General features: G+C 71.9%; 16 protein-coding genes. 3 read left to right on the top strand and 13 right to left on the bottom strand.

Annotated features, from left to right (window positions below; genetic code table 11):
- Positions 1-13 precede the first annotated feature (13 nt).
- Positions 14-586 (top strand): L,D-transpeptidase, encoded by a 573-nt coding sequence (locus AC5677_RS16895; protein ID WP_497195870.1) that lies wholly within the window; start codon positions 14-16, stop codon positions 584-586.
- Positions 587-665: 79 nt separating this feature from the next.
- Here the strand turns inward: AC5677_RS16895 and AC5677_RS16900 are convergent, their stop codons facing one another.
- From AC5677_RS16900 to AC5677_RS16940, 9 genes are all read right to left on the bottom strand, one after another.
- A complete protein-coding gene (locus AC5677_RS16900; protein ID WP_497195871.1) occupies positions 666-902 on the bottom strand; it encodes a hypothetical protein in 237 nt (78 codons plus the stop codon).
- 353 nt (positions 903-1,255) lie between these two features.
- Positions 1,256-1,804, bottom strand: a complete 549-nt coding sequence (tsaE, locus tag AC5677_RS16905) for a tRNA (adenosine(37)-N6)-threonylcarbamoyltransferase complex ATPase subunit type 1 TsaE (protein WP_497195872.1) — start codon at positions 1,802-1,804, stop codon at positions 1,256-1,258.
- Between the two features lie 219 nt (positions 1,805-2,023).
- The gene (locus AC5677_RS16910; RefSeq protein WP_497195873.1) at positions 2,024-3,385 is read right to left on the bottom strand and encodes an alpha/beta fold hydrolase; all 1,362 of its coding nucleotides are present in this window, start codon (positions 3,383-3,385) and stop codon (positions 2,024-2,026) included.
- Entirely contained in the window at positions 3,382-4,710 is a 1,329-nt protein-coding gene (gene alr, locus AC5677_RS16915; RefSeq protein ID WP_497195874.1) for an alanine racemase, read from the bottom strand. The genes AC5677_RS16910 and alr overlap by 4 nt, the downstream gene beginning before the upstream one ends.
- Before the next feature lie 70 nt (positions 4,711-4,780).
- The gene (locus AC5677_RS16920; RefSeq protein WP_497195875.1) at positions 4,781-5,836 is read right to left on the bottom strand and encodes a L,D-transpeptidase; all 1,056 of its coding nucleotides are present in this window, start codon (positions 5,834-5,836) and stop codon (positions 4,781-4,783) included.
- A gap of 145 nt (positions 5,837-5,981) precedes the next feature.
- A complete protein-coding gene (locus AC5677_RS16925; protein ID WP_497195876.1) occupies positions 5,982-7,406 on the bottom strand; it encodes an NAD(P)H-hydrate dehydratase in 1,425 nt (474 codons plus the stop codon).
- A gap of 92 nt (positions 7,407-7,498) precedes the next feature.
- Positions 7,499-7,867: a holo-ACP synthase gene (locus AC5677_RS16930; RefSeq protein ID WP_400066929.1), complete on the bottom strand. Its 369-nt coding sequence runs from the start codon at positions 7,865-7,867 to the stop codon at positions 7,499-7,501.
- A gap of 31 nt (positions 7,868-7,898) precedes the next feature.
- Entirely contained in the window at positions 7,899-9,746 is a 1,848-nt protein-coding gene (glmS, locus tag AC5677_RS16935; protein ID WP_497195877.1) for a glutamine--fructose-6-phosphate transaminase (isomerizing), read from the bottom strand.
- A 99-nt stretch (positions 9,747-9,845) separates the two neighbouring features.
- On the bottom strand, positions 9,846-10,157 hold the full coding sequence (locus AC5677_RS16940) for a hypothetical protein (RefSeq protein ID WP_497195878.1): 312 nt from the start codon (positions 10,155-10,157) through the stop codon (positions 9,846-9,848).
- 168 nt (positions 10,158-10,325) lie between these two features.
- On the opposite strand from AC5677_RS16940, the gene coaA reads away from it, so the two are divergent.
- Positions 10,326-11,315: a type I pantothenate kinase gene (gene coaA / locus AC5677_RS16945; RefSeq protein WP_497195879.1), complete on the top strand. Its 990-nt coding sequence runs from the start codon at positions 10,326-10,328 to the stop codon at positions 11,313-11,315.
- 387 nt (positions 11,316-11,702) lie between these two features.
- Here the strand turns inward: coaA and glmM are convergent, their stop codons facing one another.
- The 4 genes from glmM to AC5677_RS16965 form a co-directional block, all read right to left on the bottom strand.
- Positions 11,703-13,061 carry a phosphoglucosamine mutase gene (gene glmM, locus AC5677_RS16950; protein WP_497195880.1) on the bottom strand — a complete coding sequence of 453 codons (1,359 nt, stop codon included), beginning with the start codon at positions 13,059-13,061 and terminating at the stop codon, positions 11,703-11,705.
- Positions 13,062-13,240: 179 nt separating this feature from the next.
- A complete protein-coding gene (rpsI, locus tag AC5677_RS16955; RefSeq protein WP_497195881.1) occupies positions 13,241-13,756 on the bottom strand; it encodes a 30S ribosomal protein S9 in 516 nt (171 codons plus the stop codon).
- A gap of 43 nt (positions 13,757-13,799) precedes the next feature.
- Positions 13,800-14,243, bottom strand: a complete 444-nt coding sequence (gene rplM / locus AC5677_RS16960; RefSeq protein ID WP_497195882.1) for a 50S ribosomal protein L13 — start codon at positions 14,241-14,243, stop codon at positions 13,800-13,802.
- Positions 14,244-14,488: 245 nt separating this feature from the next.
- Entirely contained in the window at positions 14,489-16,123 is a 1,635-nt protein-coding gene (locus tag AC5677_RS16965) for an ABC-F family ATP-binding cassette domain-containing protein (protein ID WP_497195883.1), read from the bottom strand.
- Positions 16,124-16,227: 104 nt separating this feature from the next.
- Between AC5677_RS16965 and AC5677_RS16970 the strand changes: the two genes are divergently transcribed.
- Entirely contained in the window at positions 16,228-17,100 is an 873-nt protein-coding gene (locus AC5677_RS16970; protein WP_497195884.1) for a hypothetical protein, read from the top strand.
- Positions 17,101-17,118 lie beyond the last annotated feature (18 nt).

Raw genomic sequence — 17,118 nt, forward strand, 5'->3', positions numbered from 1 at the left:
AGGTGGCACAGCGGTGCCCGCTAAGAGCAGCACGATCGTCACCGCTCTGACCGCGGCCGCCCTGGTGGCGGTCGGCGTGCTCGGCTACCAGGCCTCGGCGTCCGCCCCGGACCACCTCGCGGCCCGTGGCGAGGGCCACCACACCAAGAGCCGCGCGCACCACGGCCGCCCTGCACCGAAGGACAAGGCGCCGCGCCCCGCCGCCGTCCCCCAGGCGTCCGGCACCGGCAAGCGGGTCGTCTACTCCCTCGGCGCCAAGCGCGTCTGGCTGGTCGATGCCCAGGACAAGGCGCTGCGTACGTACAAGGTGGTGCCGAGCACCGTCAGCCCGGTGGCCGGGGCGTACCAGGTCACCGGGCGTTCGGTGAGCCTGACGGGCTCCGATGGCCGCCCGGTCGAGCACGTCGTGCTGTTCGGCAGCGTCAATGGCGTCCCGGTCGGATTCAGCGCCGCGGTCGACGGCTCCACTCCGCAGCCGGACCCGGGCGCGACGAAGAAGACCGGCGGCATCCGGGAGTCGCGCGGCGACGGCAAGGCAATGTGGGACTTTGCGCTGATCGGCACCAAGGTCGTCGTGGTCCTCTGACGCCCGGTCTCCTCTGACGCCCGGTCTCCTCGCCCGTCCGCCCGGCCGGCGCGGGCGCCGCCGCGTTCGTCCCTATGGGTTACGCGGCGTCGCACCCTTTGGTGGACGCGGGGGCCTCTTCCTCGGCGGGGCTGTCCGTCCGGGGCTCGGCGATGGCGTTCGGCGGTGTGGAGACGGCGCTGGCCGCGGCGCACGCCGCCAGGAGTTCGCGCATCGTCGGTGGCTGCTCGGGCGCATCGTGTCCGGCGCGCCGGGCCGCCGCGACGGGGGCGCCCCTGCGCCTTTCAGGCGTGGGGGAGGGCTGCTGGGCCGACATGGACGCCTCCCGGGCTCCTGGGGCAAGCGACGGAGGCCAGGCCGCCTAGTTAGGCTGACCTAACCCGGACTCTCCTCACCCATGTGACCACGCGCGGTACCGCGTACGCAACACCTTACCGACGCATTGTCGGAAACTACGGGACGCCGGGGCCGCGGGAGAGCGGGAGGCTCCCGGGAGAGCACGAGTCGCATACGAGAGCGGTGATCTCGCGCGCGAGCAGCGGTCCCCTACGGGAGCGGGAGACCGGCATCAGAGCACCGGTCGGTACGGGGCGGTGCGAGTTACGCGCTGGTGCGGGTTGGTACGGGGTTGGCCGGTACGGGCCGGAACCGGGCGGGTGCGCCTGGACCTCAGCGGTTCTCCAGCCGGTCGAGCCCGGCAGCCGTCCAGCGCGGCCCGAGGCCGGTGACCGTCACCTCGCGGACGTCGTCCGTATCGCCGTGCAGCGCACCCTCCAGGACGGCGTCCGCGCCCCCCGGCGCATCGGCCCCGACGGCCCGCCCGATCACGACGTGCAGCCGGTCCTCGGACAGCTCCTCGACCTTGCCGTCGCCCCACTCCACGACCACCACCGACTCCGGCAGCGAGACATCGAGGTCCAGGTCCTCCATCTCGTCGAGGCCGCCGCCCAGGCGATAGGCATCGACGTGCACCAGCGCGGGGCCGCCGGTCAGGGACGGGTGCACCCGGGCGATGACGAAGGTGGGCGAGGTCACGGCGCCGCGTACGCCCAGCCCCTCGCCCAGGCCCCGGGTGAGAGTGGTCTTGCCGGCGCCCAGCTCACCGGTGAGCAGCACCAGGTCGCCGGGGCGCAGCAGGGAGGCCAGTTTGCGGCCCAACTCCTGCATGTGGTCGGGGGATTTGACGGTGACATGGGCGGTCGCGCCGGTGGTGCTCATGCCGAAACCTCGCTTCGCTCGGCCTCGCATTCGCTCAGCGCGCACCTCCGGATGATTCGCTCGCTGCGCTCACTCATGCCGCAAATGGTACGGGCCCGGACGGCACCCTGTGTCGGGGTGACGCGGGGCAGGAGCCGTTGCCGGTCGGGGTGGACGGAGTACCGCAACCCGGCACACCGCCGGGCGCGGTCCCGGACCGGCGCCCGGCCCCGCCCCGCTTCAGGCCCTGGCCGAGCGCGCACCGCGGGCCACCGCGCTGGCCCGCTCCACCAGCGAGACCAGCTGGTCATTGACCAGCTCGGGCCGCTCCAGCATCACCAGATGCCCGGCGCCCGGGACGCACAGCAGATCGGCGTGCGGCAGCAGATCGGCGATGGTCCGGCTGTGATCGGCGGGGGTGATCAGGTCCTTCTCCCCGGCGAGCACCAGCGCCGGCTTCGCGTCGAACGCCGCCACCGCCTCGGCCTTGTCATGCACCGCGAAGGCCGGATAGAACTCGGCGACCACATCGATCGGGGTCGCCTCGATCAGCCGCTCCGCGAAACGCGCGATGCCCGAGTCCACGTCCTCCGGCGTCCCGAACGAATACCGCTTGATCAGCCCAGCGAACAGATCCGCGGTGGCCCGCCGCCCCCGCTCGACGATCTCGCTCTGCGACCCCAGCGCCTTGAGCAGCCCCGGCGCGACGGCGTGGAACGCCTTCACCCCCATCGACGGCAGCCCGAACGCGACCTCGCTGAGCTTGCCCGCCGAGGTGCCGATCAGCGCCACGCCGACCACCCGCTCCGCGACGTACTCGGGGAACTGGTCGGCCAGCGCCATGACGGTCATCCCGCCCATGGAGTGCCCGACCAGCACGATCGGCCCCTCCGGCACGGCGGCGTCCAGTACCGCCTTCAGATCCCGGCCCAGCAGATCGATGGTGACCGGATCCGTACCCTCGATCTGGCCGTGGCCGCGGGCCGAGCGGCCGTGGCTGCGCTGGTCCCAGTGGACGGTGCGCACGATGCCGCGCAGCGCCGCGCGCTGGAAGTGCCAGGAGTCCTGGCTGAGGCAGTAGCCGTGGCTGAAGACGACGGTGGGGGCCACGGAGCGGCGCCCCAGCGCCGCCAGCAGCCGCTTACGCACGCCCTGGGCACCCTGACCGTCCAGCGCGGCGCGGGCGGCGTCCTTGCCGCTCCTGGCGGCCTTGCCGTCCTTGGCCGCCTTGCCGTCCCTGGCCGCCTTGGTGTCCTTGGCCGCCTTGGCGCCGTTCCCGCCGTTCGCCGCCGCCTTCCCCGGCGCCACGCCCGGCTCGTCCACCTCGTAGTACAGCGTGGTGCCGTCCTCGGCGACCGCCGCGCCCGGGGTGCCGCGCAGCGTGCCGTACGGCCCCTCCGCGTCCAGCGCCAGCCGGGCGCGGCGCCGCATTCCGCGGCCGACCGTCATCCGCTCTATCGCCACGCCGGCCGCCGCGCCCGCCGCGATCACGCCGATGGCGGCGCTCGCGATCCCCGCGTGCCGCCCGGCCCGCGCCCAGTTGTTCACCGAGTCGGCGGCCGTCTCGACCGCCTTGGCGGCCACCTCCTGGCTGTCGCTCATACCGCACCCCCCGTACGCGTCGGATCACCTTCACAACCTGCATCCGCGGCTTCCGCATCGGCGGCACCGGCGCTCACGGCACCAGCACCCACCACTTCCGCCGCATCCACACCATGGGTACCCACGACACCCGAATCCACGACATCCGCATCCACGACGTCGCCCGGCGCGCCATCCGCGTCCGCGATATCGCTGTCCACATAGACGCGCGGCACTCTCGCCCCGATCCGCGTGACGATTTCGTACCCGATCGTTCCGGCCGCCATGGCCCAGTCCTCCGCGATCGGCTCGCCGCGGTCGCCCGGCCCGAACAGCACCGCCGTATCGCCCGGCTGCGCGCTGTCCCCGTCCAGGTCGACCACGAACTGGTCCATGGCGACCCGCCCGGCGACCGTTCGCCACTTGCCTCCCACCAGCACCGGTCCCTTGCCGGAGGCGTGCCGCGGGATGCCGTCGGCGTAGCCGAGCGGGACCAGCGCGAGGGTGGTGTCAGCGGCTGTCGTGTAGTGGTGCCCGTACGAGACGCCATGGCCGGCCGGGACCGGTTTCACGGACGCCAGCGATGCCTCAAGGGTCATCGCGGGCCGCAGCCCGAAGTCCTGGGGCGTGCCGAGCTCGGGACTGGGCGAGACACCGTAGATGCCGATACCGGTACGTACCAGGTCGAAGTGGGCCTCGGGGAGGGTGAGCAGCGCCGGGGTGTTGGCGATATGCCGTACCTCGGGGCGCAGCCCGGCGGCCCCGGCGACCGCCAGCGCCTCTTCGAAGGCCGCCATCTGGAGCGGGATGGAGGGGTGTCCGGGCTCGTCGGCGCAGGCGAAGTGCGACCACAGGCCGGTGACCTTGACGACGCCGTCGGCCTCGGCCTTGGCGGCCGCCGCGGTCAGCTCCACCCAGTCGGCGGGCTGGCAGCCGTTGCGGCCCAGCCCCGTGTCGATCTTGAGCTGGACGCGGGCCGTGCGCCCGCACGCCCGCGCCGCCTCGCTCACCTCGCGCAGCGCCCACAAGGCGCTCACCCCGACGTCGACGTTCTGCTCGACGGCCTTGCGCCAGGGACCGCCCGGCGTCCACAGCCAGCACAGCAGCCGCCCGGTGTCCCCGGCCGCCCGCAGCGCGAACGCCTCCTCGGGCAGCGCCGTGCCCAGCCAGCTCGCGCCGCCCTCGCGGGCGGCGCGGGCGCAGGGCACGGCACCGTGTCCATAGCCGTCGGACTTGACCACGGCCATCAGCTCTGCCCGGGGTGCGCGGCCTCGCAGCACGCGCACATTCGACCGCACGGCGGCGACGTCGATCGTGGCGCGGGCCCGCTTCGCTGTCTCGTTCATCCCCCTCAGTGTCGCAGGCGGGGCCACGACACCCCGGGGCACCGGCGGGAAAACAGCTGTCACGCGGCCGTCACACGCCGGTCTTACGGCCCCAGACATACACGAGGTCGTTCTTCTGCAGGACGTTCCACAGCCTCTGTGCGTCCTCCCAGAGGAGGTTGACGCAGCCGTGCGAGCCGGCGCCTTGGTAGACGTCGTCGTAGACGCCGTGCAGCGCCTCGCCACCGTCGAAGAACTGCGCGAACGGCATAGGTGTGTGGTACAGCGAAGAGATGTGGTTCTTGTTCTTCCAGTAGACCTTGTACATGCCGGTCCGGGTCTCCATCGTCGGACGGCCGGAACGCATCGCCACCGGCTGGTAGAGCACCTCGCCGTCCTGCTGGACCCAGACGAGCTGCCGGGACAGGTCGACGCAGACCACGCGCTCGTTACGGTTCGGGCACCGCCCGTCGCGGTTCGGGTCCTTCTGGGCCTGGAGCAGCCGCACCACGGCACCGGTGACCGGCCCCGCGAACCCGACGGCGGGCTCGATCTTGTGCGCGCGCTGGAACTTCTGGATCGCGGCACAGTCACCGGCCGACTGGCGCCCGTCCACCTCCCGCCCCAGGTACTCCTCGATCGCCCGCTGCGCGGGGCCGGCGGACTTGCTGCACTTCGGCGCCGCCTCGCCCTCCCCCTGTACATCGGACCGCGGCACCATCTCGATGTGCCGGATCGGGCCGATGGGCCGATCCGGCTCCGGGCCCGCGGGGGCGCGGCCCTGCGGGATGTTCGGCGGCAGCGCCTGGTCGGGCAGCCGCTGCTGCTCCTGCTCCCCCGGGAAGGGTGTCGGGAGCGTGATGCCGGGGACCAGCCCGGACGAGTCGCCGTCATGGGGGCCCGGCTTGCGCTCGGTGCCGGGCGGCTGCGGCAGGGGCTGCGCCGCCTCCGCCGCGACGATCTCGTTCGGTACGGGGGCTGCCGGACGCGCGGCGGACGCCCGCTCGGCGGCCGGGGCCGGGGAAGCCACGGGCCGGGGGTCGGCGGCCGGGTGCACGACGGGGATCGGCCCGGCGGCGGCCGCGGGCACTCCGACGAAGGTGAACAGCGAGGCGCCGATCAACAGCGCCGGGAGGGTGCGATTCATGCACTCACCCATGCCGTGAGCGGGCGGCCGCACGGCCTTCCGCACGCCAGGTTCGCCCTGGTGGCCCGTGGCGTTCCCTCGCGGGGCGTAACGGCGCGGGGCCGGGCGGGGCGCCGCCCCGGCGCGGCGTGCACCGCACCGCGCCTCAGTCCAGGACGTCGCGCCAGGCCTCGCCCAGGCAGTCGGCGACCTCCGTGGCATGGATCGGCGCCCCCTGCGGTCCGGCCGCGCGCCGGGCCGCCAGGCCGTGCAGATACGCCCCCACGGAGCCGGCGTCGAGCGGCGGCAGCCCGGCGGCCAGCAGCGAGCCCGTCAGCCCCGAGAGCACATCGCCGCTCCCCGCCGTCGCGAGCCAGCTCGTGCCGGTGGGATTGACCCGTACGGGCCCGGTCTCGCCCGCCACCAGGGTCGTCGACCCCTTGAGCAGCACCGTTGCCCCGTAGCGCCCGGCCAGCTCCCGTACGGACCGCAGCCGCGCCGCCTCGATGTCCTCGCGGCCGCGCCCCAGGAGCGCCGCGGCCTCCCCGGCGTGCGGCGTCAGCAGCGTGCCGGCCGTCCGGCGCCGGACCCGCTCCGGCGTCAGGAACCGCAGCCCATCCGCGTCCACCAGCACCGGCACATCCGCCGCCAGCACCTCGTCCAACGCCGCCGACTCGTCCCCCATGCCCGGCCCGACCACCCACGCCTGCACCCGCCCCGCCTTGTCCGGCGGCCCGGCGTGCACCAGCGTCTCCGGGAACCGCGCCAGCACCGCATCCGCGGCCGGCCCGACGTACCGCACGGCCCCCGCACCGCCCCGCAGCGCACCCGCCACCGCCAGCACCGCCGCCCCCGGATACCGCGCGGACCCGGCGACGACGCCCACCACCCCCCGCCGGTACTTGTCGCTCTCAGCCCCCGGACGCGGCAGCAGCTCCGCCACATCCGCGTGCTGCAACGCCGCCACCTCGGCCTGACGCGGCAGCGCCAGCCCGATGTCCACCAGCCGCAGCGCCCCCGCCCGCTCCCGCGCCGGATCGATCAGCAGTCCCGGCTTGTACGCCCCGAACGTCACCGTCGCATCGGCGTACACGGCGTCCCCGGCCACCTCGCCGCTGTCCGCGTCCACCCCGCTGGGCAGGTCGACGGCCACCACCATCGCCGATTCCCGCACCGCGCCCAGGAGTTGAGCGGCCGCCGGACGGAGCCCGCCCTTCCCCCCGATCCCGACGATCCCGTCGACCACCAGATCGGCCCACGCCACATCGCGCCGCGGATCGTCCGAGACCCGCCCGCCGGCCGCCCGCAGCGCGGCCAGACCCCCCTGATGGGCCCGTTCGGGCGACAGCAGCACGGCGACGACCCCGGCCCCGCGCCGCGCCAGCCGGGCGCCGGCATACAGCGCGTCCCCGCCGTTGTCGCCGCTGCCGACGAGCAGCGTCACCCGGCTGCCGTACACCCGCCCCAGCAACTCCCCGCAGGCCACGGCCAGTCCGGCCGCCGCCCGCTGCATCAGGGCACCCTCCGGCAGCCGCGCCATCAGCTCCCGCTCGGCGGCCCGTACGCTCTCCACGCTGTAGGCAGTCCTCATGGCGCCCAGTCTCACACCGCAACGGCAACGGGGGCCCCGCCACACGCGAGACCCCCGCCGTACCGGACCGCCACCCGGGCCCGGGAGCGGCCCTACCCCTCGGCGATCACCACCGCGGACGCCACGCCCGCATCATGACTGAGCGACACATGCCAGGACCGCACACCGAGTTCGGCGGCACACGCCGCGACCGTGCCGCGCACCCGCAGCCGCGGCCGCCCGCTGTCCTCGACATAGACCTCCGCGTCCGTCCAGTGCAGCCCGCCCGGCGCGCCGAGCGCCTTGGCCACCGCCTCCTTGGCCGCGAACCGTGCCGCCAAGGAGGCGATCCCGCGCCGCTCTCCGCTGGGGAGCATCAACTCCGTCTCGATGAAGAGCCGCTGCGCCAGTTCCGGCGTACGCTCCAGCGCCGCCCCGAACCGATCGATCTCGGCGACATCGATCCCGACCCCGATAATCACCCGCTCACCCGCTGTTCGCTCGCTCGCCCGTTCATTCCACCGTCACCGACTTGGCGAGATTACGCGGCTGATCGACCTCATTGCCGCGCGCGGTGGCCAGCTCACACGCAAAGACCTGCAAGGGCACGGCGGAGACCAGCGGCTGCAGCAACACCGGCGTCCGGGGAATCCGCACGAGGTGATCGGCGTACGGAACCACCGCCTCGTCGCCTTCCTCCGCAATCACGATCGTGCGCGCGCCACGCGCCCGGATCTCCTGAATGTTCGACACGATCTTGTCGTGGAGTACGGACCGTCCGCGCGGCGACGGCACGACGACGACCACCGGCAGATCCTTCTCGATCAGCGCGATCGGTCCGTGCTTGAGCTCACCCGCCGCAAAGCCCTCCGCATGCATGTACGCGAGTTCCTTGAGCTTCAGCGCGCCCTCCAGCGCCACCGGATATCCGACGTGCCGCCCCAGGAAAAGCACGGTGTTCTTGTCGGCGAGGCCACGCGCCAGCTCCCGCACCGGCTCCATCGTCCCCAGCACCTTCTGCACCTGGGTCCCCATGGCCGCCAGCTCGCGCACCACGTCCTGAATCTCGTCGCCCCATTTGGTCCCCCGCACCTGCGCGAGATAGAGCGCGACGAGATAGCACGCCACCAATTGCGTCAAAAACGCCTTGGTCGACGCCACCGCGACCTCGGGCCCGGCATGCGTATACAGAACGGCATCCGATTCCCGCGGAATCGTCGAGCCGTTCGTATTGCAGATGGCGAGCACCTTGGCGCCCTGTTCCCGCGCATGCCGCAATGCCATCAGCGTGTCCATCGTCTCGCCGGACTGGCTGATGGCAATCACCAGCGTCCGCCGGTCAAGAATCGGATCGCGGTAGCGGAACTCGCTCGCCAGCTCCGTCTCGCAGGGAATTCGGGTCCAGTGCTCGATGGCGTATTTCGCGATCATTCCCGCGTGATAGGCCGTCCCGCACGCCACGATGACGACCTTGTCGACCTCCCGCAGCACTTCCTCGGGAATGCGGACCTCGTCGAGGGAGAGCACACCGGAGCCGTCGATCCGCCCGAGCAGGGTGTCGGCCACGGCCTTCGGCTGCTCGGCGATCTCCTTCAGCATGAAGTAGTCGTAGCCGTCCTTCTCGGCCGCCGACGCATCCCAGTCGACGTGATACGCCCGCACCGGCGCCGGCGCCCCCTCGAAGTCCGTCACCGTGACCCCGTCCCGGCGCAGCTCGACGACCTGGTCCTGGCCGAGTTCCACGGCCTCCCGGGTGTGCGCGATGAACGCCGCGACATCCGACGCGAGGAACGCCTCGTCCTCCCCGATCCCCACCACCAGCGGCGAGTTCCGGCGCGCCCCGACCACCAGATCCGGCGCATCCGCATGCACCGCCACCAGCGTGAACGCCCCCTCCAGCCGCCGGCACACCTGCCGCATCGCCTCCGGCAGCTCACCGCACGACGAATACGCCTCGGCGATCAGATGCGCGACGACCTCGGTGTCCGTCTCGGAGAGCAACTCATGGCCACGGTCCGCGAGTTCGGCCCGTAGCGCGGCGAAGTTCTCGATGATGCCGTTGTGCACGACGGACACCCGACCGGCGTTGTCCAGATGCGGATGCGCGTTCTCGTCCGTCGGCCCGCCGTGCGTGGCCCACCGCGTATGCCCGATCCCCGTCGTCCCCGTGGGCAGCGGCCGGTCCGCCAGTTCCTTCTCCAGATTGGCCAGTTTCCCGGCCTTCTTGGCCGCGGCCAGGCCCCCGTCGGCCAGCACGGCAACCCCCGCGGAGTCATAGCCGCGGTACTCCAGCCGCTTCAGCCCGGCCAGCACAACGTCCAGGGCGGACTGCCCGCCCACATAGCCCACGATTCCGCACATGGAGGCAGCCTACGACGGGGGCCGTTCGGTACGACGCTCAGGCGCCACGGCGGGCGCTGCCGCTCGCCGCGCCCCGCGCAACTCCTCCCCCGCCGCGGCTCAATACCCCCGCTCTATCCGCTCCAGCGCCTCCCGCACCGTCTCCAGGAACTCCTCGTCCTCGTCCTCGTCCGTACCGGGCCTGCTGCCCCGCTCGTAGTTCGCCAGGATGTCGGCGAGGTCCTCGCCCAGGTCCTCATCGGGGAGTTCCTCGGCCAGTTCCGCGCGCACCCGGGCGGCGAAGTCCAGCATCGCGACATCCGGTGTGGCGAAGTCCGGCGCGGCGCCGTCCGGTGTGGCGACATCGCCGGCACCTACCCGGCGCTTGTCCTCGGCTCGCCGTAGCAGCAGTCCCAACAGGCGCGTGCGCACGCCCACCCCCTGTCTCACCCGTCTCGTCCTTCGGCGACCGTACCGGGAATATCCGCCGGGTACAGGCGCTCCGGGCAACCTCAGGACGAACCGTCCCCAACCCCTTCGCGACACCCCCACCCGGCCCCCCGGGCGGAGCCCTCGGGCGCGGCTGCGCACAATGGGCGCGTGCCCCTCACGACGGACCCGCAGCAACGACGCCGCGCCGACAGCTCGCCGTACGTCGACCTGACGCGCGCTCAGTGGAGTGCTCTACGGGAGAAAACCCCGCTGCCCCTGACCGCCGCCGAGCTCGAACGGCTGCGCGGCCTGGGCGACGTCATCGACCTCGACGAGGTCCGCGACGTCTACCTCCCGCTCTCCCGCCTCCTCAACCTCTACGTCGGCGCGACGAGCAACCTGCGCGGCGCCCTGAACACCTTCCTGGGCGACGCGGGCGACGGCCACGGTTCCCAGCCGGGCACCCCGTTCGTCATAGGGGTCGCGGGCAGCGTCGCGGTCGGCAAGTCCACCACCGCGCGGCTGTTGCAGGCCCTGCTGGCCCGATGGCCGGAGCATCCGCGGGTGGAACTGGTAACCACGGACGGCTTCCTCTTCCCGAACGCCGAGCTGCACCGGCGCGGGCTGATGTCCCGCAAGGGCTTCCCCGAGTCGTACGACCGCCGGGCGCTGACCCGCTTCGTGGCGGATGTGAAGTCGGGAAAGAGCGAGGTCACCGCCCCGGTCTACTCCCACCTCATCTACGACATCGTCCCGGGCGAACGGCTGACCGTGCACCGCCCGGACATCCTCATCGTCGAGGGCCTCAACGTCCTTCAGCCCGCCCTCCCCGGCAAGGACGGCCGCACCCGCCTCGGTCTCGCCGACTTCTTCGACTTCTCCGTCTACGTGGACGCCCGGACGGAGGACATCGAGCAGTGGTACCTGGGCCGCTTCCGGAAGCTGCGCGAGACGGCGTTCCAGAACCCGTTCTCGTACTTCCGCAAGTACACCCAGGTCTCCGAGGACGAGGCGCTGGACTACGCCCGGATGATGTGGCGCACCATCAACAAGCCCAATCTGCAGCAGAACGTCGCGCCGACCCGCGGCCGCGCCAACCTGGTGCTGCGCAAGGGCCCGGACCACAAGGTGCAGCGGCTGTCGCTACGGAAGCTGTGACGCTGCGCTCGGCCTGGCCCCACGTCGTCGTCTGCGGCGCCGCGGTGTCTTCTCGTTGCGCCTGCGGCGGGCGGGGGTGGTTTGTCGGCCGCGGTGCCGGCCCTCCGGACTCCGTCCTGCGGTCCGTCCCCTCCCGACGGTGGGAGGTGAGGAGGCCGGTGGGGGCGAGCGTCCCACTCCCACTGCGCGCGCGTACGGGCTTACGGCCACCCCCACCAGTCTTCCCCCCACAACGGGGAGGCGCCGGGCTGTAGCGGCGGAGCCGTGTAAGCCCGGCGCCGCTGCCCACCAGCCCCGCGCAGCGGCAACCAGCCCGCCGCAGGCGCACCCGGAGAAACCCCTACGGCGAGACAGCCGAAAACGTGGGGCCCAAGCACAGCGCAGCGGCTAGCCCAGCGCGGACTTGACCACGTCGGCCAGCCGCTCGGCGACCGCCCGCGCCTGCTCGATGTCCGCGGCCTCGACCATCACCCGTACGAGCGGCTCGGTGCCGGACGGACGGAGCAGTACCCGGCCGGTGCTGCCCAGGTCGCGCTCCGCCTCGGCGACGGCGCTGGTCAGCTCGGGCGAGGTGGCCACCCGCGACTTGTCGACGTCGGGGACGTTGATGAGGATCTGCGGCAGGCGCTCCATGACGCCGGCCAGGTCAGCGAGCGAGCGGCCGGTGGCCGCGACCCGGGCCGCCAGCATCAGACCGGTCAGCGTGCCGTCGCCGGTGGTGGCATGGTCCAGCACGATGACGTGCCCGGACTGCTCGCCGCCCAGCGCGAAGCCGTTCGCCTTCATCTCCTCCAGGACGTAACGGTCGCCGACCGCCGTCTGGACGAAATCGATGCCCTCGCGCTCCATGGCGAGCTTGAAGCCCAGGTTGGACATGACCGTGGCGACGACGGTGTTCTTGCGCAGCACGCCCGCCTCGCGCATGCCGAGCGCGAGGACGGCCAGGATCTGGTCGCCGTCGACCTCGTTGCCCTCGGCGTCCACGGCCAGGCAGCGGTCCGCGTCGCCGTCGTGCGCCACACCGAGGTCGGCGCCGTGCTCGACGACCGCCGCGCGCAGCAGCGACAGATGCGTGGAGCCGCAGCCGTCGTTGATGTTGAGGCCGTCGGGGGCGGTGCCGATCGTGACGACCTCGGCGCCGGCCCGCGCGAACGCCTCGGGCGAGACCCGCGCCGCCGCGCCGTGCGCCCCGTCGATGACGACCTTCAGCCCGTCGAGGCGGTTGGGCAGCACGCCGACCAGATGGGCGACATAGGTGTCGAGGCCCTCGTCGTGGACGGTGACCCGGCCCACGCCGTCGCCGGTCGGCCGCTCCCACGGCTCGCCGGTGCGGTGCGCGCGGTAGGTCTGCTCGATCCGGTCCTCCAGCTCGTCGGCGAGCTTGTGGCCGCCGCGCGCGAAGAACTTGATGCCGTTGTCGGGCATCGGGTTGTGGCTGGCGGAGAGCATCACGCCGAGGTCCGCGTCGAACGCGCTGGTCAGATGCGCGACGGCCGGCGTCGGCAGGACCCCTACCCGTACGACGTCGACACCGGCGCTGGCCAGGCCGGCGACGACCGCGGCCTCCAGGAACTCCCCGGACGCGCGTGGATCGCGTCCGACGACCGCAACGGGCCGATGCCCCTCGAAGGTGCCGGCTTCCGCGAGCACATGCGCCGCAGCGACCGACAGACCGAGCGCGAGCTCCGCCGTCAGGTCCGCATTGGCGACGCCGCGCACACCGTCCGTGCCGAAGAGTCGTCCCACTGGTGTCCTCCGAGTTTCTGAGCTTGGACCAGAGCTTCAAATCCAGGTATACGCCCCTGGCCGCAGGTATATGCCCTGGCCGCAGGTATACGCGTCCGGTCCGGATAAGCCGAACGCCCCGGCTGCACGGAAAGTGCCACCGGGGCGTTCGCCAGGTGCTGCTCGTGCAGCGAGCGCGATTAGCGCTTGCTGTACTGCGGCGCCTTACGGGCCTTCTTGAGACCGGCCTTCTTGCGCTCGACCGCACGGTCGTCACGCTTGAGGAACCCGGCCTTCTTCAGCGGGGCGCGGTTGTTGTCCACGTCCGCCTCGTTCAGCGCACGGGCAACGCCCAGACGCAGCGCACCGGCCTGGCCGGAGATGCCGCCGCCGGCGATGCGGGCGATGACGTCGTAGCGGTTGTCGAGCTCGAGCACCTTGAAGGGCTCGTTGACTTCCTGCTGGTGCACCTTGTTGGGGAAGTAACCCTCGAGGGTGCGGCCGTTGATCTTCCACTGGCCGGTGCCCGGAACGATCCGGACGCGGGCAATGGCGTTCTTGCGACGGCCCAGGCCGGCGGCCGGCTGCGGGTCGCCGAAGCGGGAGGCGAGGGACTCGGAGGTGTACTCCGACTCCACGACCTCGGTCTCGGTGGTGTATTCCTCGACGGCCGTCTCGTCGTCGATGACGGGGGTCTCGGGAGTGGTCTCGGCCACGATGATCCTCAGATTCTCTTCGTCTTTGGGGGTGTGGCCGGACTTACTGCGCGACCTGGGTGATCTCGAACGGGACCGGCTGCTGCGCAGCGTGCGGGTGCTGGGCGCCCGCGTAGACCTTCAGCTTCGAGAGCATCTGACGGCCCAGGGTGTTCTTGGGGAGCATGCCCTTGATGGCCTTCTCGACGGCCTTCTCGGGGTTCTTGTCGAGCAGGTCGTCGTAGCGGACCGAGCGCAGACCACCCGGGAAGCCCGAGTGGCGGTAGGCCAGCTTCTGGGTCCGCTTGTTGCCGGAGAGGTGCACCTTGTCGGCGTTGATGATGATGACGAAGTCACCGGTGTCAACGTGAGGGGCGTAAACCGGCTTGTGCTTGCCCCGCAGGAGGGACGCGGCCTGAGAGGCCAGACGGCCCAGGACAACGTCCTGCGCGTCAATGATGTGCCACTGGCGCTGGACATCGCCGGGCTTGGGGCTGAACGTACGCACGTCTTAGCCTTCGCTTCGAAAGTGATGGGTCCTGTACTGGTCACCAAGGCTGATCACACAGCAGGACGGCACTACGGGTGACGCAACCCGATCGTCCGTCGCCGGTTATCTGCCCGGTGGACCGGCGTAAGGGCCCCTCACGTGAGATAGAGCAAGCCAATACGCATAACGAACCAACAGAATACTGACCTGACCCCGTACGGGTCAAAACAGGCCCCGAACCGGCCCGCGAACCGGCCCCACGGCTACCGTTTCCGCTCCACCCGGCGCTCGTCCCACACCGGCTCCGCGGTCTCCCGCACCACCCCGTCGGACCCGAAGACCAGGTACCGGTCGAACGACTTCGCAAACCACCGGTCGTGCGTCACGGCCACCACCGTCCCCTCGTACGCCTCCAGCCCCTCCTGAAGCGCCTCCGCCGACTCCAGGTCCAGGTTGTCGGTCGGCTCGTCCAGGAGCAGCGCCGTGGTGCCCGCCAGCTCCAGGAGCAGGATCTGGAAGCGCGCCTGCTGGCCGCCCGACAGCCGCTCGAAGCGCTGCTCGGCCTGCCGCTCCAGCTCGTAGCGGCGCAGCGCGGACATCGCCTGGCCCCGGTCCCTGGCGTGCTCGGTCCACAGGATGTCGAGCAGCGTGCGGCCCAGCAGCTCGGGGTGCGCATGGGTCTGGGCGAAGTGACCGGGGACCACGCGGGCGCCCAGCTTCCAGTCGCCGGTGTGCGGCACGGGATTCTCGGCGTCGCCCGCCAGCAGCCGCAGGAAATGGGACTTGCCGGAGCCGTTCGAGCCCAGGACGGCCACCCGCTCGCCGTAGAAGATCTCCAGCGAGAAGGGCTTCATCAGCCCCGTGAGCTCCAGGCCCTCGCAGGTCACCGCCCGTACGCCGGTCCGCCCGCCGCGCAGCCGCATCGTGATCTCCTGCTCGCGCGGCGGCTCCGGCGGCGGCCCGGCCTCCTCGAACTTCCGCAGCCGGGTCTGCGCGGCGGCGTACCGCGAGGCCAGCTCATGGCTGACGGACGCCGCCTGCCGCAGCGAGATCACCAGCTTCTTGAGCTGGGCGTGCTTCTCGTCCCAGCGCCGCCGCAGCTCCTCGAAGCGGGCGAAGCGCTCCTTGCGGGCCGCGTGGTACGTGCCGAAGCCGCCGCCGTGCACCCACACGTCGGAGCCCGCCGGACCCGGCTCGACGCTGATGATCTTCTCCGCCGCCGAGGCGAGCAGCTCCCGGTCGTGCGAGACGAACAGCACCGTCTTACGGGTCTCCCGCAGCTGCTCCTCCAGCCACCGCTTGCCCGGCACGTCCAGATAGTTGTCCGGCTCGTCCAGCAGCAGCACCTCGTCCGTGCCCCGCAGCAGCGACTCCAGCACCAGCCGCTTCTGCTCACCCCCGGACAGCGTGCGCACCTGACGCCACTGAGCCTTCTCGTACGGCATCCCCAGCGCCGCCATGGTGCAGATGTCCCAGACCGTCTCGGCCTCGTAGCCGCGCGCCTCCGCCCAGTCGCTGAGCGCCTGCGCGTACGCCATCTGCGCGGCCTCGTCGTCGTCCTCGGCGCTCATGATGGCCAGCTCGGCGGCGTCCACCGCCGCCGCAGCCTCCCGGATCCGCGGCTGCGCCACGGAAACCAGCAGGTCACGCACCGTACGGTCGTCCCGTACGGAGCCCACGAACTGTGGCATCACGCCCAGCCCCCCGCTGACCGTCACCGCCCCGCCGTGTGGCTGCAGCTCCCCCGCGATCAGCCGGAGCAGCGTGGTCTTGCCCGCGCCGTTGGCCCCGACCAGCGCGACGGAGGCCCCCTCCCCCACCCGGAAGGAGACATCTCCCAGCAGGGTCCTCCCGTCCGGCAGGTCGTACTCCAGGTGCCCGGCTTCCAGATGTCCCATGGGGTGGATTGTCACGGCACGCCGCGTATTCCACCAACCGGGTTTATGAAAGGGGCACCGGAGCGCCGCCTTTCCGTGCCCCATGGGTCGTTAGGATGCGCGGCATGAGCTTTGGGCAAGGTGGGCCGTTCGGCGGCCCCGGGGGATCCGGTACTCCGAACTGGGACGCGCTCGCCGAGGAGAGCGAGGCGGCATCCCGTCGCAAACGCTGGATGCTGATCGGCGGCGGCGTGCTCGCCGCGCTCGCCGTGGCCGGCATCGTCACCGCCGCCGTCGTCAACAGCGGTGGCTCGCCGGACGACAACCCGACCGCCCAGCCCACGGCATCCGGCCAGGTCACCGAGCCGGACGACAAGCCGTCCTTCCCCGATGTCTCGGTCCCCCCGCCGCCGAACCCGCGGGACTACATCACCGACCCCAAGAAGGACAGGGCGCCGCTCACCCCCGCCACGCTCTTCCCCGACAAGTCCATGGTCGTCGGCGAGCACACCTACCCGCGGACGAACACCGCCACCACCAACGACTGCACCGCCGCCAGCCAGGGCCCGCTCGGCTCGCTGCTCTCGCACAACGGCTGCCGCAAGCTGCTGCGCGCCACCTACACCAAGGGCGGCGTCTCGGTCACGGTCGGCGTCGCGCTCTTCGACTCCCCGGCCAAGGCCAACAAGGTCCTGCAGCAGCTGAAGGACGGCAGCAACATCGCACCGCTCGCCGGCGGCGGCGTCCCGTCCACGTTCTGCCAGGCCACCAGGTGCCGCACGCTGACCAACGCCACCGGCCGGTACGCGTACTTCACCATCGCCGGCTACAACAACGGCAAGGCGACCGAGGTCTCCGAGACCAAGGCCCAGCAGATCGGCCGGGACGGCGCCGCGTACGCCTTCACCCGGATCACCCAGCGCGGCAAGGACCAGGCCGCGAAGGTGGCCGAGCGGCAGGCCGAGGAAGCCCGCGAGAAGGCGAAGCAGCAGTCCTGACGCCCGGGTGGCGCCGCC

The organism is Streptomyces sp. JLSY215, from assembly GCF_059682825.1.